The organism is Stygiolobus caldivivus (assembly GCF_019704315.1).
Classification (GTDB): domain Archaea; phylum Thermoproteota; class Thermoprotei_A; order Sulfolobales; family Sulfolobaceae; genus Stygiolobus; species Stygiolobus caldivivus.
Genome location: NZ_AP024597.1, coordinates 854272 through 878347, shown reverse-complemented (window position 1 = coordinate 878347; position 24076 = coordinate 854272). Strand labels below are relative to the sequence as shown.

At 39.8% G+C, this 24076-nt stretch carries 25 protein-coding genes and 1 pseudogene; 11 read left to right on the top strand and 15 right to left on the bottom strand.

Annotated elements, in window-relative coordinates; all coding sequences use genetic code 11:
- The first annotated feature begins 90 nt into the window (after window positions 1-90).
- Both KN1_RS04535 and KN1_RS04530 read left to right on the top strand, forming a co-directional pair.
- Window positions 91-1122, top strand: coding sequence for a 3-hydroxyacyl-CoA dehydrogenase (locus KN1_RS04535; protein WP_221289622.1), 1032 nt, complete (start codon window positions 91-93; stop codon window positions 1120-1122).
- A gap of 164 nt (window positions 1123-1286) precedes the next feature.
- Window positions 1287-2918 carry an NCS1 family nucleobase:cation symporter-1 gene (locus KN1_RS04530; RefSeq protein WP_221289621.1) on the top strand — a complete coding sequence of 544 codons (1632 nt, stop codon included), beginning with the start codon at window positions 1287-1289 and terminating at the stop codon, window positions 2916-2918.
- Here KN1_RS04530 and KN1_RS04525 read toward each other — a convergent pair.
- Together KN1_RS04525 and KN1_RS04520 are read right to left on the bottom strand one after the other, a co-directional pair.
- A complete protein-coding gene (locus KN1_RS04525) occupies window positions 2869-3273 on the bottom strand; it encodes a hypothetical protein (protein ID WP_225905780.1) in 405 nt (134 codons plus the stop codon). The genes KN1_RS04530 and KN1_RS04525 overlap by 50 nt on opposite strands.
- Entirely contained in the window at window positions 3248-3802 is a 555-nt protein-coding gene (locus KN1_RS04520; RefSeq protein WP_221289620.1) for a hypothetical protein, read from the bottom strand. Before KN1_RS04520 ends, KN1_RS04525 begins: the two co-directional genes overlap by 26 nt.
- A gap of 598 nt (window positions 3803-4400) precedes the next feature.
- Between KN1_RS04520 and KN1_RS04515 the strand changes: the two genes are divergently transcribed.
- Entirely contained in the window at window positions 4401-5183 is a 783-nt protein-coding gene (locus tag KN1_RS04515; protein ID WP_221289619.1) for a hypothetical protein, read from the top strand.
- A gap of 57 nt (window positions 5184-5240) precedes the next feature.
- Here the strand turns inward: KN1_RS04515 and KN1_RS04510 are convergent, their stop codons facing one another.
- Both KN1_RS04510 and KN1_RS04505 read right to left on the bottom strand, forming a co-directional pair.
- Window positions 5241-5447 (bottom strand): hypothetical protein, encoded by a 207-nt coding sequence (locus tag KN1_RS04510; protein WP_221289618.1) that lies wholly within the window; start codon window positions 5445-5447, stop codon window positions 5241-5243.
- Between the two features lie 1096 nt (window positions 5448-6543).
- Window positions 6544-7644: pseudogene (locus KN1_RS04505) on the bottom strand (transposase).
- A gap of 303 nt (window positions 7645-7947) precedes the next feature.
- On the opposite strand from KN1_RS04505, the gene KN1_RS04500 reads away from it, so the two are divergent.
- Window positions 7948-8328 carry a hypothetical protein gene (locus KN1_RS04500; RefSeq protein ID WP_221289617.1) on the top strand — a complete coding sequence of 127 codons (381 nt, stop codon included), beginning with the start codon at window positions 7948-7950 and terminating at the stop codon, window positions 8326-8328.
- Between the two features lie 32 nt (window positions 8329-8360).
- Here KN1_RS04500 and KN1_RS04495 read toward each other — a convergent pair whose 3' ends face one another.
- From KN1_RS04495 to KN1_RS04485, 3 genes are all read right to left on the bottom strand, one after another.
- Entirely contained in the window at window positions 8361-9005 is a 645-nt protein-coding gene (locus KN1_RS04495; RefSeq protein ID WP_221289616.1) for a uracil-DNA glycosylase, read from the bottom strand.
- Window positions 9006-9301: 296 nt separating this feature from the next.
- Entirely contained in the window at window positions 9302-9628 is a 327-nt protein-coding gene (locus tag KN1_RS04490; RefSeq protein ID WP_221289615.1) for a nucleotidyltransferase domain-containing protein, read from the bottom strand.
- A complete protein-coding gene (locus KN1_RS04485; protein ID WP_221289614.1) occupies window positions 9612-9980 on the bottom strand; it encodes a HEPN domain-containing protein in 369 nt (122 codons plus the stop codon). Before KN1_RS04485 ends, KN1_RS04490 begins: the two co-directional genes overlap by 17 nt.
- Window positions 9981-10355: 375 nt before the next feature.
- Between KN1_RS04485 and KN1_RS04480 the strand changes: the two genes are divergently transcribed.
- Window positions 10356-11945, top strand: a complete 1590-nt coding sequence (locus tag KN1_RS04480; protein WP_221289613.1) for a thiamine pyrophosphate-requiring protein — start codon at window positions 10356-10358, stop codon at window positions 11943-11945.
- A gap of 578 nt (window positions 11946-12523) precedes the next feature.
- Complete coding sequence (locus KN1_RS04475) at window positions 12524-12844, top strand: GYD domain-containing protein (protein WP_221289612.1); 321 nt, start codon at window positions 12524-12526, stop codon at window positions 12842-12844.
- A gap of 124 nt (window positions 12845-12968) precedes the next feature.
- Here the strand turns inward: KN1_RS04475 and KN1_RS04470 are convergent, their stop codons facing one another.
- The 4 genes from KN1_RS04470 to KN1_RS04455 form a co-directional block, all read right to left on the bottom strand.
- Window positions 12969-13718: a hypothetical protein gene (locus KN1_RS04470; RefSeq protein WP_221289611.1), complete on the bottom strand. Its 750-nt coding sequence runs from the start codon at window positions 13716-13718 to the stop codon at window positions 12969-12971.
- A 132-nt stretch (window positions 13719-13850) separates the two neighbouring features.
- Window positions 13851-14300: a hypothetical protein gene (locus KN1_RS04465; protein ID WP_221289610.1), complete on the bottom strand. Its 450-nt coding sequence runs from the start codon at window positions 14298-14300 to the stop codon at window positions 13851-13853.
- Window positions 14300-14743 carry a cupredoxin domain-containing protein gene (locus KN1_RS04460; protein ID WP_221289609.1) on the bottom strand — a complete coding sequence of 148 codons (444 nt, stop codon included), beginning with the start codon at window positions 14741-14743 and terminating at the stop codon, window positions 14300-14302. Before KN1_RS04460 ends, KN1_RS04465 begins: the two co-directional genes overlap by 1 nt.
- A 115-nt stretch (window positions 14744-14858) precedes the next feature.
- Window positions 14859-15446, bottom strand: a complete 588-nt coding sequence (locus KN1_RS04455) for a sulfocyanin (protein ID WP_221290549.1) — start codon at window positions 15444-15446, stop codon at window positions 14859-14861.
- 257 nt (window positions 15447-15703) lie between these two features.
- Between KN1_RS04455 and KN1_RS04450 the strand changes: the two genes are divergently transcribed.
- From KN1_RS04450 to KN1_RS04440, 3 genes are all read left to right on the top strand, one after another.
- On the top strand, window positions 15704-18112 hold the full coding sequence (locus KN1_RS04450; protein ID WP_221290548.1) for a cbb3-type cytochrome c oxidase subunit I: 2409 nt from the start codon (window positions 15704-15706) through the stop codon (window positions 18110-18112).
- Window positions 18113-18115: 3 nt separating this feature from the next.
- The gene (locus KN1_RS04445) at window positions 18116-18745 is read left to right on the top strand and encodes a DUF1404 family protein (protein WP_221289608.1); all 630 of its coding nucleotides are present in this window, start codon (window positions 18116-18118) and stop codon (window positions 18743-18745) included.
- A 275-nt stretch (window positions 18746-19020) separates the two neighbouring features.
- Complete coding sequence (locus KN1_RS04440) at window positions 19021-19311, top strand: DUF5658 family protein (RefSeq protein ID WP_221289607.1); 291 nt, start codon at window positions 19021-19023, stop codon at window positions 19309-19311.
- A gap of 68 nt (window positions 19312-19379) precedes the next feature.
- On the opposite strand, the gene KN1_RS04435 is transcribed toward KN1_RS04440, so the two are convergent.
- The 4 genes from KN1_RS04435 to KN1_RS04420 all read right to left on the bottom strand — a co-directional run bounded on the left by KN1_RS04435 (window position 19380) and on the right by KN1_RS04420 (window position 22751).
- On the bottom strand, window positions 19380-19844 hold the full coding sequence (locus KN1_RS04435; protein WP_221289606.1) for a hypothetical protein: 465 nt from the start codon (window positions 19842-19844) through the stop codon (window positions 19380-19382).
- A 250-nt stretch (window positions 19845-20094) separates the two neighbouring features.
- Complete coding sequence (locus KN1_RS04430) at window positions 20095-21633, bottom strand: cytochrome b (protein WP_221289605.1); 1539 nt, start codon at window positions 21631-21633, stop codon at window positions 20095-20097.
- 2 nt (window positions 21634-21635) lie between these two features.
- On the bottom strand, window positions 21636-22364 hold the full coding sequence (locus tag KN1_RS04425) for a Rieske 2Fe-2S domain-containing protein (RefSeq protein ID WP_221290547.1): 729 nt from the start codon (window positions 22362-22364) through the stop codon (window positions 21636-21638).
- Window positions 22365-22571: 207 nt separating this feature from the next.
- On the bottom strand, window positions 22572-22751 hold the full coding sequence (locus KN1_RS04420) for a hypothetical protein (protein ID WP_221289604.1): 180 nt from the start codon (window positions 22749-22751) through the stop codon (window positions 22572-22574).
- A 582-nt stretch (window positions 22752-23333) separates the two neighbouring features.
- On the opposite strand from KN1_RS04420, the gene KN1_RS04415 reads away from it, so the two are divergent.
- Entirely contained in the window at window positions 23334-23591 is a 258-nt protein-coding gene (locus tag KN1_RS04415; protein ID WP_221289603.1) for a hypothetical protein, read from the top strand.
- Entirely contained in the window at window positions 23582-23995 is a 414-nt protein-coding gene (locus tag KN1_RS04410) for a type II toxin-antitoxin system VapC family toxin (RefSeq protein WP_221289602.1), read from the top strand. The genes KN1_RS04415 and KN1_RS04410 overlap by 10 nt, the downstream gene beginning before the upstream one ends.
- Window positions 23996-24076 lie beyond the last annotated feature (81 nt).

Below are 24076 nucleotides of genomic sequence, written 5' to 3'. Positions count from 1 at the left end.
AATTTTTTACTATTTATATTAGTTAACTTAGATATATTGTTATAGTAAAACATTTAAATTGTATAAGCAACATATAAATTGTGAAGGCCAGTGAAAGTAGCCGTTATAGGCTCTGGAATAATGGGGAGCGGGATCGCTGAAGTCTTCGCTATAAACGGGAACAGCGTTATACTCTACGACAAATACGAAGAAGCGTTAAAAAAGGGCTTGGATAACATCAAGTGGTCCCTTGAAAAGCTACACGAGAAGGGGAAATTGAACGAGGAGCCCTCTACTATAATGGGCAAAATAACTCCTACCAGACAACTGGGCGAATTTTACGATATAGACTTAGTAATTGAGGCCGTCCCTGAGGACTTTAACCTCAAGGCCCAAGTTTTCCGAGAACTGGAAAAGAAAGTAGGGACAAATACAATTATAGCCACAAACACGAGCAGTTTACCTATAACAGAGCTATCGACAGCCCTTGAAAAGAAGGACAGGTTTCTGGGGCTCCACTTTTTCAACCCCCCTGTCCTTATGGGGTTAGTCGAGGTCATAAAGGGGAATTACACATCAGACCAAGTCTTCGAGAGGGGGATAGAAATAGTTAAGGGGATAAAGAAAGAACCGATACCCGTAAGGAAAGACGTCATAGGGTTCGTAGTGAACAGGATCCTCTTTAGGGTATTTACGTCTGCTTGTAGGCTAGTAAGTGGAGGTAAGTATACGATAAGAGAAGTCGATAGTACAGCAAAGTACACTTTAGGTTTCCCTATGGGAATTTTTGAACTACTGGACTACACCGGGATAGACACTAACTTGTTTATAAGCAGGGAAGTAAAGAAAAGGGGGTTTGATTTTGATTGCCCTTTATTAGAGGAGTTATACTCTAGGGGCCAGCTAGGGACAAAGGCTAAAAGGGGGTTCTACGACTGGTCTAACGGGAGGCCTAGAATAGAAAAGACTGAAAGGGGCCCCTCAGCGAAAGAGGTCTTAGAAGACGCTGTAAAAGAAGCTATTTGGTTGGTCAACAATAACGTGTCTACAGAAGAGGAGGTCAACAAGGCTACCAAACTGGGTTTAGGTTGGCCAAAAGGGGTACTAGAATACGGAAAAGAGATGGCAATACTGAAACCCTGAGTAAAGGGTTTTTATCAGAAAGGCAGAGCGGGACTTTGAGTATAAAAGCCACGTGGACACGTACCGGGTAAGTCGAGTAGAATACCGGATAAACCCTACTTGTGCAATTGTATATCCTTAATTTTCGAAAGTATTTTAAGTACCTCAAATAGTAATAGGAGAGGATGGCAGAAGACCGAGTTATAAACCCGCTTGAAGTCACTAGGTATTACCCGGAAAAAGGGCAAGTAGAATTAACTACGCCCCTACCTCAAGAAAAGTATTTATGGAACGCCGATATCCACCCTATACCGGTGAAGGACAGGAACTGGGGCCCTCTGACTTACTTTTTAATCTGGGTGTCCATGGCTTTCATCATCCCTAGCTGGACTTTAGCAAGTGTAGGTATAGTCATGGGGCTTAACGCTTTACAGTCCATACTCTTAGTATTCCTAGGTAACTTGGCAGTCCTGATACCAATGATCATCCAGTCACACGGCGGGGCACGGTACGGAATAGCGGAACCCCAGCTTACACGCTCTAGGTGGGGGATATATGGTGCTATCTTCCCGAGTTGGATAAGGGCAGTAATAGGTGCTGGATGGTGGGGTATCGAATCATACATAATAACCGAAGCTGCTACAGCTATTTATGCGATTGTCAGTGATAAAGTCGACATAATCTCATATACCGTATCACACTATGCAGACTACCCGTTCGTCTTAAGCAAGGACTTCCCGGAAATATTCTGGGGGACTTTCGCGTTGGTAATACTCGCACAAGTCCTCGTGTTTTACTTCTCACCTGTTACCAAGTCCCAGCCAGTCCTCCGCTGGTTAGCAAGGCTGAGCGGGCCTATCATCTTGATAGGTTTCTTAATAACGTGGTTATACTTCATGCAAAAAGTGGAGTGGGACGTGAATATACTTACACTCTCACCTTCATCATCTCCCTTTAACTTGTTAACGATCCTCGCCTTCCTTAATGCTAACATCGCTTTCTGGGCTACCATGGCAGTGACTATGCCGGATTACACCAGGTTTGCTAAGAGCCAGACAGCCCAAACGTTGGGGCAAGTCCCCATGCCTTTCTTAATGCTCTTGATCGCCTTTATGTCAACCATGACTACTGCATCGTCACTAAAGCTCTTCGGTCAAGCTATTTGGGACCCCATAGTGCTTGTAACCTTGCACATGGCTCCCCCGCTTAACGTTTTTGTCCTCTTCTCCTTTATCTTAGCCACTTTTACCGTAAACGTTTTCGCTAACGCAGTAGGGCCGGCATACGACATAGCGAACACCTTCCCCAAAAAGTTAACATGGTTCAAGGGGTCTTTACTCCTCATAGTGATAGGGCTCGGGCTTGGTGCGTGGAGTTATTACGGTAACGCCTACGGGTATATACAGAACTGGCTTTTAACTTACGGTGGGCTTTTAGGGAGTGTAGAAGGTATAATAATATTTGACTACGCGGTAATAAGGAGGTTTAAATTCGAATTACTGGACGTATTCCTTTCTAAGGGCAGGTTTAGGTATTGGAAAGGGGTCAACCCAGCAGCCGTCATAACCTTCATTGTGGTCTCAGCCCTACTCTATATACCTTATCCGGGGGAAAGTATAGTGCTGGATAATGCATGGCTCTTCTCGTTCCTAGCGTCTGGCCTAATTTATACCCCGCTGATGACGCTATGGGTAATCCCTAAGTACCAGAGTGACCTACACGGGTCCTTAGGAAAAGGTTACTATTCTGAGGTCACTAGGAGGGTATTTAACATCGACCTGAAAGGTAGTGATAAAAGCAATAAAGGTAGCCTATAAGCACTGATGAGACACCAAATGAGACCTCAAAAGAATAGAGCATTATAGTCGCGAACGCGTCATCTGAAGTTAACAATACTGATAACCCGCTCAATGAGGCGATAGCAATAAAAATTAAATTTATACCTGCTAAGACACGGGGGAATAAGAGGCCAGTATTGTATGCTAGTTTAAATAAGGCTAAGGAAAGCACTCCGGTGATTAGTGCAAATACAACGTGGAGGTAAAGGAAGCCTTCTGAAAAACTTACCTTCCCGGTATCAGCTAAAGCCCTACCAAGACCTAACGAAAAAGTAACCAATAACAAAAAGCTTGTCATCAGAGAAAGTTTATAGACGTTCTTTAACCCATTCAATATCTTTCACCTTTAAATTGTCTAAGTCTGCTTTAGCTCTTAGGAAACGTAGGTTAGACATGACATGAGACTTAACACTTTGAATCAACGAGAACCAAGCGGTATCTAGTTCTTCATTCCTTATTTTGGCCCCCGTCTCTCTGGCGAGTGACTTTACTGCCGAGAGGCATTCGTAACTTACCGGGCATATACCGCACTTATATGCTTCCTTTTCAGCATCATAGTAAATGAGCTTCTTGTCTTTAGTTATGAAGGATATCCCTTCTGTAACTGAGATACTGTTATAAGAGGGTTTATAAGGTAGTAGCACTTTAAAAGATAGCGCGTTATCTATAAGTAACCCGAGAGACCTTAACTTGTTGACGATAAAATAGAAATAACTTTTACTTATCTCGTCCCATTTCTTATCAGAAGTCAGTACCCTTATATAAGTCTCGTCTCCGAGCTTTACAAAGTCCTCGTAATTAATAAAAACTACGTCATATGTAAGTACGGGTCTATTTACATCAACAACTCGTAATAAACACATAGATCAATATTTTAAAAATGATTAAAAATTATTGCGTTCCTAACACCTAGCACTGCTCACATTAACAGAGTTAATAGACTCGAACCGTGTAGTTAATGTGTCTTACCATCTCGGCGGGCATGTGGATGTAAAATCTAAACGGATCAAGTTCTGTGAGTTAATATATTATTTCTGAATCTTGAAAAATATTAAATTTTTGTTTTACGTAGGTTAAAACTTAATAAACGGATATTCGTAATAGTTAACTATTATCTTTAATATATAGATCTAGTTAGTATTATACTATAGCTTTTCTCAAAAGATGACTAAATCTCATGATAACAGATAGCTATACTACCAGATTTAGTACTCTTTACTACCAATATTTGACCCGAATAATCCTATTTTTCAGTTGTGAACTAACCACACTGATATTACGTCTTTAGGATATTAAATAGTAAAATTTTCTCAGGGTTACCTTATTAAGTCTCATAATACTGCCCAATTATTGGGAATTTTGAATACTAATATATTGAACAAAATATTGGAATACCTAACTAATTGAACATACATAAACTTAGTAAAAATATAAATATACGTTATAATAATAATAACGGTAATGAGTGATGATATAGCGTTTTACCAAACGTTATCTGACATAATTAATGTAATGAACGAAATATCAATCAAAGAAGATCGAATGTGCGTCCCCCTTTCGAAAATAAGGCAAGAAACTAATTTATCTCCTAGAGAATTAAGAAGAATAATAAATGAAGCTAAGAAAATGGGGAAAATATTTGGGTGTCAAGATTTAGGAATAAAGGAAAGAGGATACACTGTTATAAAGCAGGAAAGAAATGTGATTACGGAAAGGAAGGATATGATTACACCGGTAGAAGTTACAAGAGATTATGTTGTTGTTGAATATAAGACAATTACGAAAACAATTAACCTATCGTTAGATTATGTAAATTACATTAATGTTAACTTTTATGGTGATATTGTATGGGGAAGAGACTTCTACTATTCCGATTCGACTGGGAATGAAATAAGGATGGTACTCAATAGGGACGTCTGCCCTCATAATTCATGCTCTTTTACTTTTCCCACACTTAAACCTGTTCTACCAAGGCATTCATATTCATTTACCTATATTACGTACTATTATCTATACCCTGAGACAGATTATTTCGTATTCGATTTCTATGCTCCGACAATTAAGTTTTCTGCTAAAATTTACACAGATCCTATTCACGTAATAGATGTACAATATAAAGGAATAAAAGATCCGAAATCCTCTATAGTATACAAGAGTTCGAAAGATAGATTTGAAATAAAAGGGAAAGTGATTTCCCCACCGCTTAGAATAATAACTAAATTAAACATAAAAACATTAAAATAAAATAAATATTTTACATTACGATATAAAATATATTTCTTTTTAATTACACAGCCCTTATTAGCTACCTATACCCCCTGCACTACCTCCTCCAGCATAGGCAGACACTACTTCTATGTCACTCCTGCTCATTATAATGTGAATTAATGAGGCTAGTTCTCCCGTGAGTAGTGCGTATACTATAGGTGCTGCTAATGCTGCTACTAATAATATGTTTTTAACTTGGAATAGTTTTGCATTTGACTTTATTTTTGGGCTGAATTTCATTCTGTTTTCTCCTATTAATAATATCTGTAAGTAGATAAATATAAATTTTTTGGTCTAGTTACGTTAAAAACTTTACAAAATAAATTTTAAATTTTTTCATTATCAGTATTATATTTATTTCATGATACCATCTGTTTTCAAGTTTTTTGATTATGTATTATCAAAATAGTGATAACGTATTATATACTTATTTTAAATGTTTTTAACGTAATATCTATCCGTATATTTAAGCATTTTTTATACCCGGTCAGTTAATAAAGGGCAAGAGTACCGTTAGTGTAGGGCTAAAAATTTGCTAGGCAGAGTGTGGGGGCTTGCCCTTTAGTCCCTGACAAAGTATAATATATAAATAATACACAATATATATTGTAATTCATCTTATCAAAATAATGAGATTTAACACGCTCTAGATTAATTAGGGGTACTCGTAACCTATTCACCAGCTAAAATAGCTTAATCTTTAAGACTCTCAAAATTATCTATTAAATCATCACAACATCGTATACTTGGTTAGAAAATAAAGTGCAAGTTCCTGCTATCCCGTCCCGCATACGTATCAGCCTTAAGTTGACGATAATGCTGCACTTTATAAACTGACCGAGTATAATACTTGGACGTATATTGTACCTTGTTAGACCCTTAAGGATAAAGCCCTTTATGCATAACACAGTAAATGCTCCTAATGTAATTTTAGAGGTAACAGATATCTTTCATACACTCATGGAGTATAATAAATGGTAACAATGACTGTAAAATTACGCTAAACCTCAGTATTTTATGAAGAAGGGTTTAACCCTTTAAGGTCTTAGGAAATATGGGTGAACTTGATAAAAAGGTGAAACATTTTATACTTGGTTAGAATCAAAATACCTTTTCCCATCCGTTAGAAGCTTTAACGTAATTTTAGAAAGGGATCTCTTGTCCTTTATACTCTGATTGAATATACGATTAGACCTACTGACATAAAAACCCAGTCTCAGTAGAGTTAATAGGAACAGACTAAACAAATCAGAACCTAGTCCTTAAGTTCAAAAATTAAGAATGTTTTCTCTGATGAGACCCATAGAATATTACTCGGAACAGCAGTTATTCTACTTTAACGTAACTTAAAGATTTTCATCAGTGCCGGTGCACCTCCTAAACGGTTTTCAATAAACCACAAAAACTCTTCCACACTCCTCAAGTTAAGGGAGCACACCAAACCCCTTACCGTGTTCACAACCATCACGAAGAGGGACAAGTAACCCTGCAGCCTCGACCTCTTGAGGAAGGAGGAGTCCTGCACACCCAAGGCCTTGATGTCCTTGTGCAACTCCTCTATCTCCCACCTTATCTTCCAAGTCCTCATTACCTCCTCGTCGCTTAAGTCCAAGTCAGTAGTGTACAAGTTTAACCTATCACCTTTATATACTACTATTAACAACTTTACTGTGATAACTCTGTCCCCTAGGGTCAGGTCGGCTAAGTAAGGCCCCGGAGGGAGGTCCCTGACGTGTGGGTGACCCTCCACCCACGACGTCTCCCCTCCTTCCAAGGGCTTGACCCTGAAGACCCTCCTGTTAGACTTCAACTCCGAAACTACTCCACCCTTCACTAATTTCTCAGACCAGTACCAAGAGTCGAAGACTACCCTTACCACGGTGAAGTGTTTCTTGAGGACTTCGAGTATTTCTGCAGCCATGTCTATCTCGGCCTTGGACTAGTTTACCATCCCACTCTCCCAGGTTTTTCTCGTCGTGTAGGGGAACGCGCCGACCAAGTAGGTCTTGCCTGTGGTTAGGTCGTGTATTGCTATTGTTAGGACTTGGACCCCGGGTTCGTATTTTGCGTGTGTTGAGCACCAGATGTAGTAGTTTCCGTGTTTGCTCGCTGTGCCTTTAACTCTTGAGTATGGTTTGTGGTCGAAGGTGTCGTCGGTTATTACTATTACCGGTCCTGTTATTTGTTTGCGTAGTGTTTGGAGGTAGTCTTCCCACGCGTTTTCGAGGCGTTCTAGTGCTTCGAGTAGGTTGGGGTAGTTTAGTTGGAATGTCTTGGAGGTGTTTCTGATGCTTGCTCTCCCTCCTGTTATGGGTGTGAGTGCTAGGGATAGTGCTGTCCTCTTGTTTAGCCCGGCCATGACCAGTATCCCGACTAAGAAGTTGAACGCTTTGATGAACTCGTTTTTTGCCTTGTGTAGCTCGTTTTCGTTGTTGATGAATTTCTCGTGTTTCACATTTTTCAATAAGTTAGGCACTACTCTAAAAACTTTATTGGTAATACTAGGAGTTTGGTATTACCAAGGAAAAGTAGAATAACTGCTGCTCGGAAAAATTCTTCTTTATCATTCCTACTCTAAGATAGTGTAAAATTAGATATAACCAGAATATTAACACGTTATATATTGGCTCAAAGCTTTGCTAGATAAGTCTTTAAATCTAATTGTTTCCAAAATATTGCAAGATAGGTATTTAGCATTTCTGAACTGATAAAATTTATTTACACCAATTTTCATATTAATATGATGCGGGGAATTTCCAATTCAATTGTAGCCTTAATTCTAGTAATTGCGTCAGTTATTATAACTTTAGTAACCGTAGGATTTACATTTGCGATTCTAGGGAGTAATAGCAGTAGCATTCAAGTTACTCAGGTAGGCTCACCTATAATAAGCGGAAATGAGGTAGTATTCACTCTTAAGTCTACTTCTAGTGTGAAAATTGTTAAGGTATATGTTAACTACCCTAATGACACAGCTGTTAAAATCTTAGTTAACAATCAAAGCACTGATCTTTTATCCCCGGGGTTGAATAAAGTTGTTGCAGAATTCAATTTTCAAATACCGCAAAACGCCGAAATATACGTCGTCACTTCAAATAGTGAAGTTATACCCTTAGGGTAGGAAACTGATGAAACTAATAAAAATTACTAACTTTAACATCCTGCCAGATCTTTAGCCCTACGTAATACCCTTATCCACTCCTCCCATGTGAGTCTACCAGTCCTCGTATTTTGGGCACTCACATGATAACTTGCAAGCACAATGTACTTACCAGCTTTCACCTCCTTTCCGTGCTGGAACTTCTCGTTAAAGTTGAGCAACATGGAAATGCTGAAAAACGCTATCCTCCCTAGGGTTAAGATAACCTTGAGGTCGCTTAGAGAAGTTATCTCCTTCAAGAGCCATGTAGTAGCACAGTTCCTGACCTCGTCATTTAACGGCCTGTTTTCGGGAGGAGCGCACTTTACGGCATTCGTAATATAAACACACTTTAGCTCTAAGCCGTCATCCCTTGACACGCTCTCGGGCCTGTTCGCTAACCCTATTTCATAGAGCCCACGGACGACCCATTGGCCCGATTGGTCACCGGTAAAACTCCTCCCAGTCCTGTTCCCTCCATGCGCAGCCGGTGCAAGACCGACTAGCATGATCTTGGCTTTAGGGTCTCCAAACCCCGGGACCGGTTTAGACCAATAAACCCAACCCCTAAAACGTGGGGGAGGAGTTATAGACAGGGTGTAGTCTTTTAGCCTAGGGCATAAACTACAGCTGTAAAGCTCCTCTCCTAATAATCCCATGTGAAATATATAGGTTACAGCCAAAATAAACTGAGAGAAACTTAACTTTGAAAGCCTTCACGTCTCAGTCGTTGACCACCCACGTTCCTAAATGTGGCCAAAACGGTGGGGGGATTACACCATTATCACCAATCGTGATAAGGGCCTTACACGGACACGTCCTAATGGTCCTGATAACGGTAGACCTCTTTGACACTCCCCTGACTTGACGGCTTTCTTCGGTCTACTGTGAGCCCCCGAACCGGATATGAGGTACCTCTACGGGCTGGAGTTACAAAGACGGTTTTCCGGCCTATCTAGAACTCTTCATACACGTCAATGAACTTTTTATACCACTCTTCATAAACGCGTGGAGTGACTATGTGGAGTTCTAAGGGGTCACTAAAACCTAACTCTTTGTGAATTTTTAAAGCGATCTCAGCCCTCCTCCACACATCATCTGCCAGCTCTGTAATTGACAGCACGTCTATGTCACTGTCTACTCTGTAATTCCCTCTAGCTACCGAGCCGAAGAGGATAACTCTACAGTTATGGTCTATCTCTTCTACACATATCCTCTTTATTTCCTTGACGTATTCCCTGGCGTGGGCTAGGATCTCCTTCCTCTTATTCCACCAGCTCATCTAATATCGCCTTGGCCACGTTATACGCTTTCTCAACTACCAGCTTGCCCACTGAGTAGGGAAAGTACCTAGAAGTTATGTATGAGTCCCTTATTACCTCCAGAGTAATCGCTTCTTCGTTCCTGATCCTCCCGAGCTTCTCGTTATTTGTCAGGTTTATGACCTCGTCGAGCAACCTAATTATGTCATGGGTCTTTTCGAAACTACCCTTAAGTTGAAACAACGTGTATTTAAAAGCCAGTCGTAATGCTTGTTCAAGGTGGAACATGGCTAAGTTGTACTTCCCCCTATTAATGTCTAACTCAGACTCAGCGAAAAAGTCCAAGGCATTCCTCTTTAAGTGTTCTGCCACACTACAAAATTAGATAAGCTTGTAAAAAGCCTTTAGAGCCTAACGGTCAGGCACAGACCGCTTAACCCTACTTTTTGTCGTTTGTCCCTACGCTTTCATTTCAATCGTTTTATCCTTGTTCGTGCTGTAGGGATAGCCCATACCGCGCGGCTGTAGGTGATTCGTGGGAATCCGCTGAGCCAACGGTACGGGACTCACGTCTCTATACTCCTCACCCTTTTAGACATAGCCCACATCGGAATGAGGGATCATTCTTACTATAGATAACGTAAAATAAACGAACATAAAAAGATTTCTATTAACACGAAAAAGGATTCAGCCCCACGAGCTCTTTTTTAACGATCACTATAAAACTGTAGAACGCGAAATAAGAGCATGGAGACTGGTGCAAAAATCTTACTCTCCAAACTTAGGGAATTAGGTGTAGACAGAATTTTTATGGTATCAGGTACTGATTACGCTGCGTTTATAGAGGAAAAAGTAAAAGACCCTTCCCTACCGGAGTTCGTCATAGTCCCCCACGAAATAACCGCAGCATCAGCAGCTCTAGGTTATTCTATAGCAGGGAAAGTAGGGGTGGTAGCACTCCACACTATTCCGGGTACTGCAAACGCCTTAGGGATAATTATTAACGCTTTCACGTCGAGGGTCCCCCTTATAGTATTAGCAGGGCGGAGCCCCTATACAGAAGAGGGGAGTACGGCCAGCAGGAACTTGCGTATTCATTGGACACAAGAAGCCAGAGACCAAGGAGAAGTGGTAAGGCAATGGGTAAAGTGGGACTTCGAAATAAGGAGAGTTGAACAAATAGAGAGTAGCGTAAATAGAGCTTTCCAGATCGCGTTTAGCGAACCCACCGGACCGGTTTACTTAATGGTCCCGAGGGAAGTGAGCGTGGAGAAGACTGGAAGGAGGAATGAAAGGCCCTTAGGTACTTATTCCCCGGGGGTCAAAAGGGAAGACTTAGAAAAAGCAAGAAAGATGATCCAAGAGAGTGATAATCCCGTAATAGTCACATGGAGGGCGGGAAGGAAGAGGGAGTGGTTTGATAGCTTAAAGGGTTTTGTCGATGAAGTGGGTATACCCGTCCTGAACTACGTCGGGGAAGTAGTAAACTATGAAGGTGAGATGGGGTTAGACCATTACGACATATCTAACGCTGACTTAGTCATAGTAGTCGAGAGCGAGGTACCGTGGATCCCGAAGAGGGTCAGGGTTAAGGGAAAGGTAATTAAGGTAGATGTAGACCCCTCATACTCCTATATACCGTATTACGGGTTCCCGTGTGACTTATGTGTCCAGTCTACAGTATCTGAGTTTTTCTCCCAGCTAAAAGTGGCGGAAAAAGCCGAACTAAAAGAGAAAGTCAGAGAGGCCCATAGGGAACAAGAGAGGAAAAAGGCCGAAGAAGTCGAAAAGTACAAAAAAATGAAGACTATACACCCTAGACTCCTCTCTTATTATGTGGGTAAGCTGGGCCTAACGGTCTTTAACGAGTACCAATTTAACCCGCGGTATGCCAAACTCGGCTTCGGTCAGTATTTTGCCGACCCGGGTTTCGGGCATTTAGGCTGGGCTATTGGAGGAGGTTTCGGCTATTCGTTGGCAACAGGTAAAAAAGTAGTAGTGACTGTCGGGGACGGCAGTTTTATTTTTGGAGTCCCGGAAGCCTTTTATTACGCCGTAGCCACTTACGGCGGTGATGTCCTCGTGGTGATCTATGATAATGGGGGCTGGTTAGCGAGTGCTGAGGCTGTCGACGAGGTATTCCCTGAAGGGTTGGCTAAGGCGAAGGGGGAATACCCTGGGGCAGATTTCAGGAGGTATAATATTGGGGAGACAGTAAAGGGCTTCGGCGGTTATTATAAGTTGATAGAGAGCCCAGAAGAAATAGAAGAGAGCTTAAAGGAAGGACTAAAACACAAATTATCGGTAGTCCAGGCTATAGTAGACAAAACTAGGTAATAGAGCTCGACCTCATCGTAACTAATAGCCACTTTTCGTGACTAATAATTACTGAGCCTATCACTCTCTTTACCTCCCCGTGCCTAGAATGGTTCACACGTTCGTGATTTACCGCCTTCACTCTCATCATTACTGATGGTACTGAGGGCACACTGTCCCACTCGTCCGACGGTAGATCACGGCTAGGCCTCCAGCCCTTACCCCCAAACAGAGTTTCCCCTCCACCAGCTCTCAGGAACCGTATGTATGCAGGCCCATGCGGGGACACATGCAGGGGCTTGGTAATTACCCGACTGCCCCCCACAGCCTACGTTCAAACCATTACCGAGATTAAAGAAGCTTTAGCCAGCCTTAAAAAAGGGGGCTTATCGTTGGTTTTGTCATGATTTCCGGATAGCTGCCATGAGGTGCCATGCCTACACGCTTCCCTAAACAAGACCTTACTGTAAGGAAGATTATTCTTGTTAAACCATTTAACCTCTTTCATAAAAGCAAGTTATTAATAAATATTATTTATAAAATAATATTTTACGAAATACTAGAAAAGTATATGAACTTAATTTGTAAATAGTTATATAATGGCAATATTTGTAGTACTCTCTAGCTTAACCGATAAGGGAGCAGAGACTATAGTAGATAAGCCTGAGAGGATAAAGGAGGTAAATGAAGAACTAAGTAAAATAGGGGCTAAAGTTAAGGAGCAATACCTCCTTTTCGGTGACCATGATTTCGTGAATATAGTAGAAGTGGATAATGTCGAGGCATTTTTGAAGGCACTTGTAGAGCTAAATAGTAGAGGTACAGTTAGGACTAAGACATATTTAGCTATGCCTGTAGAAGACGCTATTAATGCGATAAAGACTACCCCCTCAGTTGGACATAAGCACGAGAAAAAATGACGTATGTTTTTTCTCATTACCTTTTTTTTTTTTTAGTCCCTGAAATTTTTGGCCTTTAGGGTTTTTTTAAAAAAAAGGAAACAGTAAGCCAAGTAGTCCTTATTCCATTTCCGAAGCTCCAAAGTCACTTGTTAACGACCTTATCTAACTCTATCACTCTGCGGAACTGGTCAGACAACACGACAATTGTAATTAAGGGTAATAGAAAATAGAGGGCCAATATGGTCTCGCCAGTCTTAGTATTATATGCTAGGTTTGACAGAAACGGGGTATACAGTGCTATTAGCGACGGGAGCGATAGGCAACACGTGCTCCCTGCTATTAGCCCTAATGAGAGTACTACCCCTATCTGCCTTATTACTTTCAGTTTGCTTTTGACGAGTTCGATTATTTTTCCTATATTAGCCGATACAATAAAAGAGATTATTACGGCTGTAATTATAGAAAAAGGTGTGAGTGAAAGGTAGTACACAGGTGGTATAAATAGGTCTAATGAGGGGTCGAAGAGTACTGTCAATATGAAACCTGTTAACGTAGGGGGGAAGGGTGTATAAGTGAACAAGACCTGGGCAGACGAGAAAATCCCTTGGTACCCAAATATAAATGATAAGAGTTTTTCTATGGCTAAACTATAAATAATAAGGTGTACGGGGAGGTATAGCAGCAGGGACAGAGATATACTTTTCCTCTTAAAGTTTGACTTAACGTAACTAAACGCCTTCTTCTCTAGGTACGCAATAACTAACGATATAAACGCCCAAACGCTTAGAGGGAATATTATGTAGGCTAAACTGGGGCCTTCTACAGTAACATACATGTTAGTTATTGAAATTATTAATAGCACAATAATTATTAATATAAAGGTAAACCTCATAATTATCAATAATTGCAATAACTATATAAAATTTTTAATATAATGCTTTTAATAAATTTTATATGGGCTGTAGACAGCATTGCCCCTATTCATGGGAGCTAACATTAGAGGTTTAATACCAACAGTAAGCGGCTAGTCCTTAAAGTATTCCTTATACACTACAAAAGTAATGGCTAGTAGGAGAACCATGCTCATCGATATTATTATACCTATGTTAAACTGGAGCTGTAACGGTAAATACGGGGAAAAATAAGGGTAAGCCGCAAAGACAAGTATGATCCCAGATATCAACAAAAGTGGTATAGAGACCTTTACATAGTCAGGCTGGGTCTTCTGGGTTCTTTGTTCAACTTCTCTGAACCTTAGAGACAAAAATATTAAGCTCCCCATAAAAATTGCAAACACTCCACCTGCCGCGATATAAGTTATCTTAAAGAGCTGCTTCTCATATAAGGATACTTGTGAAGCTGAAGACAATACCGATAAGTTTCCAAAATTTCCTAAGGCTTCAAATACTAAGAACATTACTATGATAGATATGGCCCAGAAGGCGTAGTCTCTACTCCCTAGCTTTGTACTCATCACTTACCACCTCCGTTTACTACTATCAGTTTTCCTATCATAGTGTAATGTCCGGGGCCACAGAACTCCGCACAATATATGTTATATATCCCTGGCTTACTGACCATTATATACAACGGGTAATAATATCCCGGTATTGCCTCCAATTTATAGCCGAGCTGTACTATGTACATCGCGTGGATTACGTCGGCTGAAGTTAAGTTGAATATATAAGGCTTCCCTGCTTGTATTACGACTTTATCATAGCTCACTGTACCATTAGGATAAATAAATTCCCATACGTACTGTCTAGCTATTACCCTTATCACTATGGGTTTAACGTTATGGGGGAAATATGCCCCAGTGTCTATTATTACTAAATAATGTAAAGCTAAACCTCCTAGTACTATAAGGATCACTGCTGCTCCTATCATGGTTAATAGTTCAATCGATGGCCTAAACATAATGCACCATCTAATTATTGATAATAAAAAATGGTTTTTATACTTTAATTATGAAGATAAAGATACATCATAAAATTACTCAAAAAAATAAAAATAACTTTTATTTTGGCGAAAATTAACTTGTCACCACATATGGTGTTGAGACATTAGGTGAGGCTATTAAGACAACCCACATACCAGACTCAGCGTGACCAGTTATCCCACAAGCTAGCCAGTAAGTCCCGGCAGGGATATCACTAAACGTACCCGTAGCTGACTGGCCGTTAACTATTCCGTTAACTGTATAGTCGGAAGAACTAGCCCCTATAGTAAGTAATATTTTACCGTCATCGCCTAAATTACTTGTGGGAGACGCTGTAGTGTTTTGTACCAAGTTCAGGTTATGGGGTAACGACTCTTGGTTAATGAAAGTTATCTGTAGATTTGAACCGGCGGGTACGTAAATTACCATGGAACCGAAGCTGGTGCCGTTAAAATTGAACGGGGACCCCGAAGATAATGAGACAAGTGTTATATACACTGTTTTTGTATTTGGGTTATAAGGAAGCGTTGCTTTTGGTGCAGATGAAGAAGACGTAATTGATACTCTCGACATTGACACGTACATATTATATTGTTCAAACGTATATACACTTGCCCCTACGATTATAGCAATAGTTATTACTGTTACTATCAAGGTAAAGACAGATGAGACTCCTTTCATTCTCATCAATATTTTTCTTCTTTATATTCATTTATAAATTTTTTTAATTTTATACAGCAATTATTCATTTATCTAATTATATATTAAAATAAGTAATTTAATTAATTTAAATGTTATAACTATTCTAATGTATTTTATTGTTTTTATTGATATTTATTCGTTATTATCAATATTTACTGAACTTAAATAAATTATAATGAAAAAAGTTAATATACTACTTAAATATTTTTTATTTATAAGTGACGATTATGAAAAGAATGGGGATAAAGGACATACTAAATATCGCCCTTACAACTACTAACGCCTCCGATATAGGTATTATGTATATATCTCTAGGTCTATTCAGCCTGCTAATGGGAGGACTAGAGGCTGTACTCATGAGAACCCAACTAACGTTTAATAATATAAGTGCTACTACATATTACGATGCCCTAACCCTACATGGTATCTATATGATCTTTTTTGTAGTCATGCCACTATCAACCGGTCTAGCTAACTACCTAGTGCCTAGGATGATAGGTGCAAAGGATTTATACTGGCCTAAAATAAACGCCCTCTCTTTCTGGATCTTAGTACCTGCAGTAGCCCTCGTAACGATCTCTCCACTTCTAGGGACTGTAAATATGGGGTGGTATATGTACGCTCCGTTATCTGTGGACTTGCAGGTAAATAATGGGATCGGAGCAGACTTAATTGAAATAGGCCTTATGGTAGCCGGGATTTCCAGTACTTTAACCGGCATAAATTTCATCTTAACCATCACTAGGCTGAAGAAAGTGCCTTACTTCAAAATGCCGCTGTTTGTTTGGTCCTTTTTCGCCACATCGATCCTCTTAATGATAGCCCTGCCCCCGCTCACCGGAGGACTAGTAATGGCCTTTTTAGAGAGGAACTGGAATTTGCCTTTCTTTAATTACATCTATGGTGGGAATCCACTATTGTGGCAAAACGTGTTCTGGTTCTTCGGCCATCCTGAAGTTTACATCCTAATTTTACCTGCGATGGGATTGATCGGAGAAATATTACCCAGGTCTGTAGGAAGACCTATATACGGATATAGAGCACTAGCCCTCTCTTCATTTGCCATAGCTTTTCTGAGTGCTTTAGGCGTGTGGATGCACCACATGTTTACTTCAATATTCAATTTCTGGGCTGACAGCGTTTCAGCTGGGATAACCATGGCTATTGCAATACCCTCAGGTGTAAAAGTGGTTAATTGGACAGCTACGTTTTACGGTGGTAGGTTAAGGGTCTCCGGCTACTCAGTCCTCGTGATAGGGTTTATAACGCTCTTCTTGGTGGGCGGGATTACCGGAGTATTTTTCCCCTTAATACCGCTAGATTATGACTTTAACGGGACCTATGCGGTAGTAGGACATTTTCATTATATGGTCTTCGCGATATTAGCAGCATTATTAGCAGGGTTCTTATATTACTTCCCATATTTTAGCGGGAGGATGTATGACCCAGAACTCGCCAAAAGCGGTGCAGTCATGACGTTTGCTGGGTCTTTTGTCATAGCGACTGGTATGTTCATTGAAGGCGTTTTAGGGATGCCCAGGAGGTACGCATGGGTTCCTTCTATGATATACTACCCGTTCCAAATCCTTATTGACGTTGGAGGGCTAATAATGGGTATAGGAATATTATTGCTGGTCGGTAACCTTGTTTATGCATGGGTTAAAGGCCCTAAGGTGAACAGTTTAGACCCTTGGGGAGCTGAAGCCATGGGGCTACCGGACTTCTACATTAGACCTGTAGCCCTACCCTTAGGGTTCGGTCGTGAAATGGACGGCTCAGTACCGGAGAACAGACACGGTACGTTTTTACCTTCTCTATTAGGGCTGACGATTTTCCTTCCGCCCATGGGTTTCCTATTCATCTTAAGGTTCAGCTTGTATATAATAGGTATACCCATGATATTGGCTTTCATAGGCATAGGGATGTATTGGATGTATCACGACTACTTCAGGGAGATGTATAAAGCTCTACCGCCTTTCACCCCTACCTTCTCCAAAATGGCTGGGGCAACTTATAGCGGGACTAATACAGCAAATGTGACGCCTGAAGGTATAAGCAGTGCAATAAGTGCTAGGACTCCGGTCATATACTTCATAATAGCTGAGATTTTCTTGTTTGGGTCTTTTATAGGCGGTTACCTCTATACTATAAACTGGACCCCGTCTGCGCAATCATATATTGACGCATTTCACGTAGACTGGTACGGGTTACCGTTGGTTATGACTATAATTCTACTTTCAAGTTCCATCCCGGCCCACTTCTCTTACGACAGCCTGTTGAAAGGCAAGATTAAGAGGTTTAAGTACTTAGGTCTATTAGCGTTTTTAATGGGCTTTACATTTCTTATGGGCCAGATCTATGAGTTTACTCATATCATAAATTTCCTACCCCAAGACAATGTTATAACATCTTTCTTCTATACTATAGTATGGTTACACGGATTTCACGTAATCATGGGGTTGACATTATGGGCATTCACATTACTGAGGGCTAGGAAGGTTATACCGTATCAAGCGTCTACAGCAGCTTCTTACTATTGGCACTTCGTAGACGGAATATGGATAGTAGTCTTTACCATGCTTTATCTACAACTCCCGATCTACCATCCGTTTACTCCAGGGCAAATCTCGTTCTTCGGTGTCTAAACCTTGAACCTTACCAATAAAGTTAAGTTATTATTTTTTAATAATAATCATTTTTATAACTATTCGGAGAGAGTTAATTTATTTAAAAAATATATTATATATGAAGCTGCTATAATTATCATAGCCGGTTACTTACCAATTTCATTTAATATCTTGTCTATATCTCCGTCTATACCCATGCTTGTTCACTACGCGGTCGTAGCATTATTTATTTACTTCGGGTATAAAGAATCAAGGGACATTTTTAAAAATCCATTACTGTTACTTTTAGCACTAACGATAATAGTAACTTGGCATTTACCGTGGTTTTTTGACCTTGCTACTAAAAACATGCCGGTCTGGATTTTAGATATTTTCTCTATCTCTTTTTCATCTTTTGTCGTGGGTTCTAACTTGAAGGCCATAAGTTCAAGTATTGCTATTTTCTTATTTGCCCTTTGGATGCTAGGTGAGTCCTTTTTGTGCTACTATTGGATTGTTGATCCGACCCTATACTCTAGACCTTATTCTATATACTACGCAGAACAATTCCCGCTAGCCGGAACTATAATGTTTCTCGTGATGAACTTAGTAGGAGTTTGTGTAGTCATCAAGATCCTTATTACTAAGGTCTTTAATGATGATCAATATTAGGGGTTTTGGTGATAAGGAAGAGGTTGTTACTCGTCATGATGTTAACTCCTTGCTAGGTCATATTCTCTATAAATTGGATATACCTAAAGATATAAATAGGCATAGTTTTTGTGTCTTTAAACATACTTTGCTACCTTTGTAGATTTATTGAAAAATCAAGCCATGCTCTAGATATGCATAAATATACATATATATACATAAATGATAACAAATATATATAGATACATACAAATTTAGTAGCATAATTTAAATTTAAAAAAACATTAATTATTATTATGAATAGGAATTACATTTTTTCAATCACTTTTATGTCATTAACAAGTAGCGCATTACTGGACGTAATAACTACTTTTATAGGGCTGGAACACGGCCTAACTGAAGCTAACCCCTTCTTAAGTTCTCTCCCCCCTTATCTTTTTTTCCCTGTTATGATCATATTAAAAATAACAATTATAGGGCTTTCATTGATACTTTTAAGAAGAGGTAGGATTATAGAAGTATTAATATTATCGTCTATGATGATATTCGTAGTTTTGAACAATCTGTTTCTAATTTTATTACATTAAGGCTTTGGTGAAGAAGATTTTTTAAAAAAAAGAAAAAATGGAAATAAAAAAAATAACTGAAAATCTCCTTAACTCAAGACTGAATTAGCCAGACCTATTAAGGCTCCAGTGGGAACTTGTGTAGATGTTCCTACATATATAACTTCTACTATAGAATTACCTTGCATTAAAGCGACTTCTTGTACCAAGCCTTCGTTATGTATATAGAGCGAATAAACACTGGAAGGAGACGTAGATTCAACCTGCGACATGTATTGGACGGCATAAGACGGATTCGCAAAAACCACCTTAATAACTATTAGAGCATCTTGTTGGGGGTCTATATATCTGACGTAATACTCTATTTTAGCACCAGGTATAGGTGGCTTAGTAGAATATTGTTTATATACTGTCCATGTATTTCCCAGATACTTTGAAGGATATACTACGAAGCTACTACTCGAACTGGGAGCGTTTAATGTCAATATACCCAGTGATAGTACTCCTAATATGAGTATTATACCCGAAAGGACAACTACATTTATTTTGTCCATACTATATCATTTTAATCTCAATTTTTAACTTAATAAACTTTTATTTGCATAAATATATATGTATGCATTTATACACAAAAGTTGTCTTAGAATATTAAACGAAAAAAAGGTTTAATAATTAATGGATGTTTTTAGCAATCATTAACATATATTAACGATGAGTTTGACCCATTAATTACCACAGGGAAATAGAGGATTCAAGCACATACTACTCAAGGGAAAAAGATACTTAAAAAAGAAAAAGGGTCTTTTACCTTTTACCGCCGAATACTAAAAACCACATAACAGACGCTATGACAATTAGTTCAAAACCTAATAGAGTCCCAAATTGGAACTGAAAAACTGTGCTCAACGCTATATACTGTAAAGCCATGAAAATTTCTATGGCATTTATGATAGATATTGAGACTAAACTCAGGAAAACCGCCGATGTAGCTCTCGTTATTATTTTCTGTTCTAGATTTAACGTCCTGTTAACTACTATTTGGGTTTTACTGGACTTGAATATGTTAAGGCTGGTAGTGCCCTTATGACTATTTCTCGGACCTTGTAGTTTCCTCAAAATCACAAACAGTATAATATAGGACACTACAAATATAACACCATCGACTTCGACCCCTATAGGCCCTATGTCCACACCCGGGGTCTCGTAAGCCCAAATACTGTTAACGATAAAAGTGACTATGAACCCGACCCCTAGTCCTAAAGCTGAGGGCCTCATGACGGGGTGACTCGCCTTGTGCCTAAAAACGTATTGGTCAATAAAGGGGAATAACAGTGTAACTAATATCCATACTAGAAATATTGTAGAGGCGTATATAGGCGGGACAGACTTGTAGAAGAAATATATAAATAGGAAATACCAGTCGGGTATAGGTGGGGTCTGAGCGGCTAATGCAGGGTTATAAGGTAACATTGTGTACTTTACACCAGAAGGAGTAACGGCAATATTGTAAGGGAATAGTGAAGCTATCAGGATAACAGACCCGAAGACTAAGAAGAAAGTCATCAGGATCATCCCAAAAGACCTCGTATAGGGTTGTAACCTCCACTCCGGGTCATTAAGTAATTTCTCTTTATGGAACTCTAACAGTTCCAGTCCGGGTTCTTTACTCGGTGGAGGAGTTACACCTCCGTGTTTTTCAAAAATAGACAAGTGGAAAGCTATAAATACCATAATTAACCCGCCTACTATCCAGTGGAAGATAAAGAAACGGTCTACTAAAGGATCTACTCCCGACGAAACCCCAGGCAGGTTAGTGGGCACCGTGGTCATGAGCTTTATGAGTTTGTCCAGCCCAAACGGCATGTACGAGAAAAGGTTAAGCCCAGTAGTGGTCGCTGTCCAAGATATAACATTATAAGGGAGAGAATACCCTAAATACGCTTCGGTAAGAGCTAACCCCCCGAGTATAACACCCACCATCCACATTACTTCTCTAGGTTTTCGGTAAGCCCCCACTATGAAATTCCTAGTCATATGGACGAGAATAAAGAAAATCATGGCGTATGCTGCCCAAGTATGAATGCTGAAGAGTAGTGCTCCCAGAGGCACGTTGCTAATGAGGTATACTGTCGAAGCGTAAGGATCTGTAGGCACATAGTATAACGCTACGAGCGCACCCGTAACCACTGCTAAGACGAATGAAGCGAGGACAAATGACCCTAACCAGTAGTCTAGCCTAAAGGCAAATTTGGGGGCTTTGGCAATAGTATGACCGTAAATACCTACCCTTTCATCTAGCCAATCGAATACCCTATCTAAGGCGGACTTACTCTGTTCCTCCATTATCACCCACCCGTAGTGCAAGCGGGGTTTTTCGGGATTTGATAGGAGTAATCCGGGTCGTAAATTAAGTTACTAGTCGGTCTGGTTTTAGAGAAGTACGGTGCGTTAGTACCAATAGCGTATATATCGCCAGTGCTCTCGTCGTACTCTAAAAATATAAGGGGCAGGGGCCTAGGCGCAGGGCCTCCTACCACTACTCCTCCTTGGTCTAACATATACATTGAACCATGGCACGGACAATGTAAAATAGTGGAAGAGGGGTTTAGCCCGGGGTAGGAGGGCGAAGAAACTAGTACTTGAGCAGGTAACTGGCAACCTAAGTGTACGCATATGGCTGAAAACGCGCATATAGAGTTCTTAGGACCTACACCTACCACCTTAGGATAATTCGAGTTTATCCTGAATTGGCCGTAGTAAGGGTTCTTAAATTCTACATCTGTCATACCTTTTAGTTTATTAAAGTCAATGAGGAAACACGGCTCATTAGTCAGGGGGTATGCAAAGAAGTACACTGGACAAGAAGAATTCTGTAGGTCTTTTATGTTAGCTACCTTGTATTTAGGAAACCCTTGTAACCCTAAATTGTTATTTACTACTAAATAGTTCTTGGATATTAGCCTTAACTCGTTATAATAGTAGCCCATGTAGTTGAAAAGGGGAGTAAATAACGGTGATACGGCTACAGCCCCTCCGGCGATCATTGACAGTCTTATGAAGTCCCTTCTTTTCATTTTCATCACTAAAGTGATTTTATTGTAAAAACTATTTAAGTTTTGCTAATATGTTTTAATAATTATAACTCAAATTTTTAGCATTATATAATAATAAATAAAATATCAAATATAATTTATTCCCAATTATATTAAAAGAAGACCAAACTAGCTCTACAGCTGTATATTCTGCTATTTTACTTATCACCAGAAAGATTCCGTTTGTCCCTACACTTTCATTTCAATCATTTTACCTCCAATCATGATCGAGTATAGGGACTTAGCCCTCAACCACCCACTCGGCTTAACACTAGGTGGGTCATGTGCCCCCCTCGAGCCCAACGACACGGGGCTCACATATCCGCGATCACCCTTTTGGGCATAGCCCACACCAGTATGAGGGGTCATTTTCGCTATAGAAACCTAGCATAAAGAGATATACAAAGATTCCTATTAGTGTGAAAAAGGATTCAGCCCGCTTACATACTAGTCGCCTTTTATGCATCGCACCTATTTGTTAAACCTGGATAGCCAGAAAGCCCTAACAACTTATCCTTGCCCGTTTAAGTACTTCACGTAAGACACTAAGTTCTGATGTTTAAAAAATTACATCAACATTATAATAATTTTTACATAGAAATAATATCGTTAATTATTGCAGAAAGAAAAATTGTATATATTAGAAAAAGTGCGTCTAGTGTTATCATAAGTGCTTACTTCAATACTTATACCTTATTTTATGTTAAATGCCTAAGGAGTGACGGTTTAATCAGCAAAGAGGCAACAACGTGCACCTATTCGGTAAAAAATACGCCAGTCATGAGGACTTCACGTAAAAACTATGAAGAATAAACATTTACAGTAAATACCCCGAGCACCCTGCCTATTATTAGCTCCCTTTATTTATAAAGCCCTACGACGTAAATATTCACGTAAATACATGTATTAAGGGGACGTAAATCTTATAGCATACGCCACAAACCTTAGTATATGCCAATAATATCTATTAGGGTAGATGAAAAGTTAAAGCAAAGGATGGACGAGCTTAGCTATATAAACTGGAGCGAAGTCATAAGGAGGAAAATCGAAGAAGTAATTGAAGAAGAGGAAAAGAAGAGGAAAAAGGGAGCAAAGGACTATAAGAAGATCGCAGAGGCTTCGCTGAGGTCTTACGAGTTCTTTTTAGCTTACGGGGGTAAGAAGTCTGAAGAGACTATACGGGAGTGGCGTGAGAGAAATTGGCAGTAGTAGACGCGTCAGTGGTGATAAAGTGGTTCGCCAACGAAGAATATAGTAAAGAGTCCCTACTCCTTAAGGAAAAGTACGTAATGGGACTAGAAGACCTATCAGCACCTTGCATACTCCCCTTTGAGGTACTAAACGGGTTAAAGTATACGTATAACCTCGGAGAAAAGGAGTTAGGAGAAGTAGGTGAAGCCCTCAAGGACTTCCAAATAACAATGTACGGGTTTGAAGGTATGGTGGAGGAGATAGTCTCTTTGTCGGTAAAGTACGGGATAACGGTATATGACGCTTCATATATAGCATTAGGTAAAGTCCTCAATGAGAGGGTCTACACTGCTGATGAAAAGCTGATGAGAAAGGTAAAGGAGATACCTTTCGTAGTCCACATAAAGGACTTTTCACCTTAACTTCCCTACGGTTATGGACTAAAACGCGTTTAGGACTTATAGCGCGCGGTGTCCCCTAAAGTAGACGAGAATTTTGTACAT

Coding starts and splice junctions, on each gene's coding strand:
- KN1_RS04530 (WP_221289621.1), top strand. CDS start 1,287: ATGGCAGAAGACCGAGTTATAAACCCGCTTGAAGTCACTAGGTATTAC.
- KN1_RS04520 (WP_221289620.1), bottom strand. CDS start 3,802: ATGTGTTTATTACGAGTTGTTGATGTAAATAGACCCGTACTTACATAT.
- KN1_RS04515 (WP_221289619.1), top strand. CDS start 4,401: ATGAGTGATGATATAGCGTTTTACCAAACGTTATCTGACATAATTAAT.
- KN1_RS04510 (WP_221289618.1), bottom strand. CDS start 5,447: ATGAAATTCAGCCCAAAAATAAAGTCAAATGCAAAACTATTCCAAGTT.
- KN1_RS04500 (WP_221289617.1), top strand. CDS start 7,948: ATGATGCGGGGAATTTCCAATTCAATTGTAGCCTTAATTCTAGTAATT.
- KN1_RS04495 (WP_221289616.1), bottom strand. CDS start 9,005: ATGGGATTATTAGGAGAGGAGCTTTACAGCTGTAGTTTATGCCCTAGG.
- KN1_RS04490 (WP_221289615.1), bottom strand. CDS start 9,628: ATGAGCTGGTGGAATAAGAGGAAGGAGATCCTAGCCCACGCCAGGGAA.
- KN1_RS04480 (WP_221289613.1), top strand. CDS start 10,356: ATGGAGACTGGTGCAAAAATCTTACTCTCCAAACTTAGGGAATTAGGT.
- KN1_RS04475 (WP_221289612.1), top strand. CDS start 12,524: ATGGCAATATTTGTAGTACTCTCTAGCTTAACCGATAAGGGAGCAGAG.
- KN1_RS04470 (WP_221289611.1), bottom strand. CDS start 13,718: ATGAGGTTTACCTTTATATTAATAATTATTGTGCTATTAATAATTTCA.
- KN1_RS04465 (WP_221289610.1), bottom strand. CDS start 14,300: ATGAGTACAAAGCTAGGGAGTAGAGACTACGCCTTCTGGGCCATATCT.
- KN1_RS04460 (WP_221289609.1), bottom strand. CDS start 14,743: ATGTTTAGGCCATCGATTGAACTATTAACCATGATAGGAGCAGCAGTG.
- KN1_RS04455 (WP_221290549.1), bottom strand. CDS start 15,446: ATGAAAGGAGTCTCATCTGTCTTTACCTTGATAGTAACAGTAATAACT.
- KN1_RS04450 (WP_221290548.1), top strand. CDS start 15,704: ATGGGGATAAAGGACATACTAAATATCGCCCTTACAACTACTAACGCC.
- KN1_RS04440 (WP_221289607.1), top strand. CDS start 19,021: ATGAATAGGAATTACATTTTTTCAATCACTTTTATGTCATTAACAAGT.
- KN1_RS04435 (WP_221289606.1), bottom strand. CDS start 19,844: ATGGACAAAATAAATGTAGTTGTCCTTTCGGGTATAATACTCATATTA.
- KN1_RS04430 (WP_221289605.1), bottom strand. CDS start 21,633: ATGGAGGAACAGAGTAAGTCCGCCTTAGATAGGGTATTCGATTGGCTA.
- KN1_RS04425 (WP_221290547.1), bottom strand. CDS start 22,364: ATGAAAAGAAGGGACTTCATAAGACTGTCAATGATCGCCGGAGGGGCT.
- KN1_RS04420 (WP_221289604.1), bottom strand. CDS start 22,751: ATGACCCCTCATACTGGTGTGGGCTATGCCCAAAAGGGTGATCGCGGA.
- KN1_RS04415 (WP_221289603.1), top strand. CDS start 23,334: ATGCCAATAATATCTATTAGGGTAGATGAAAAGTTAAAGCAAAGGATG.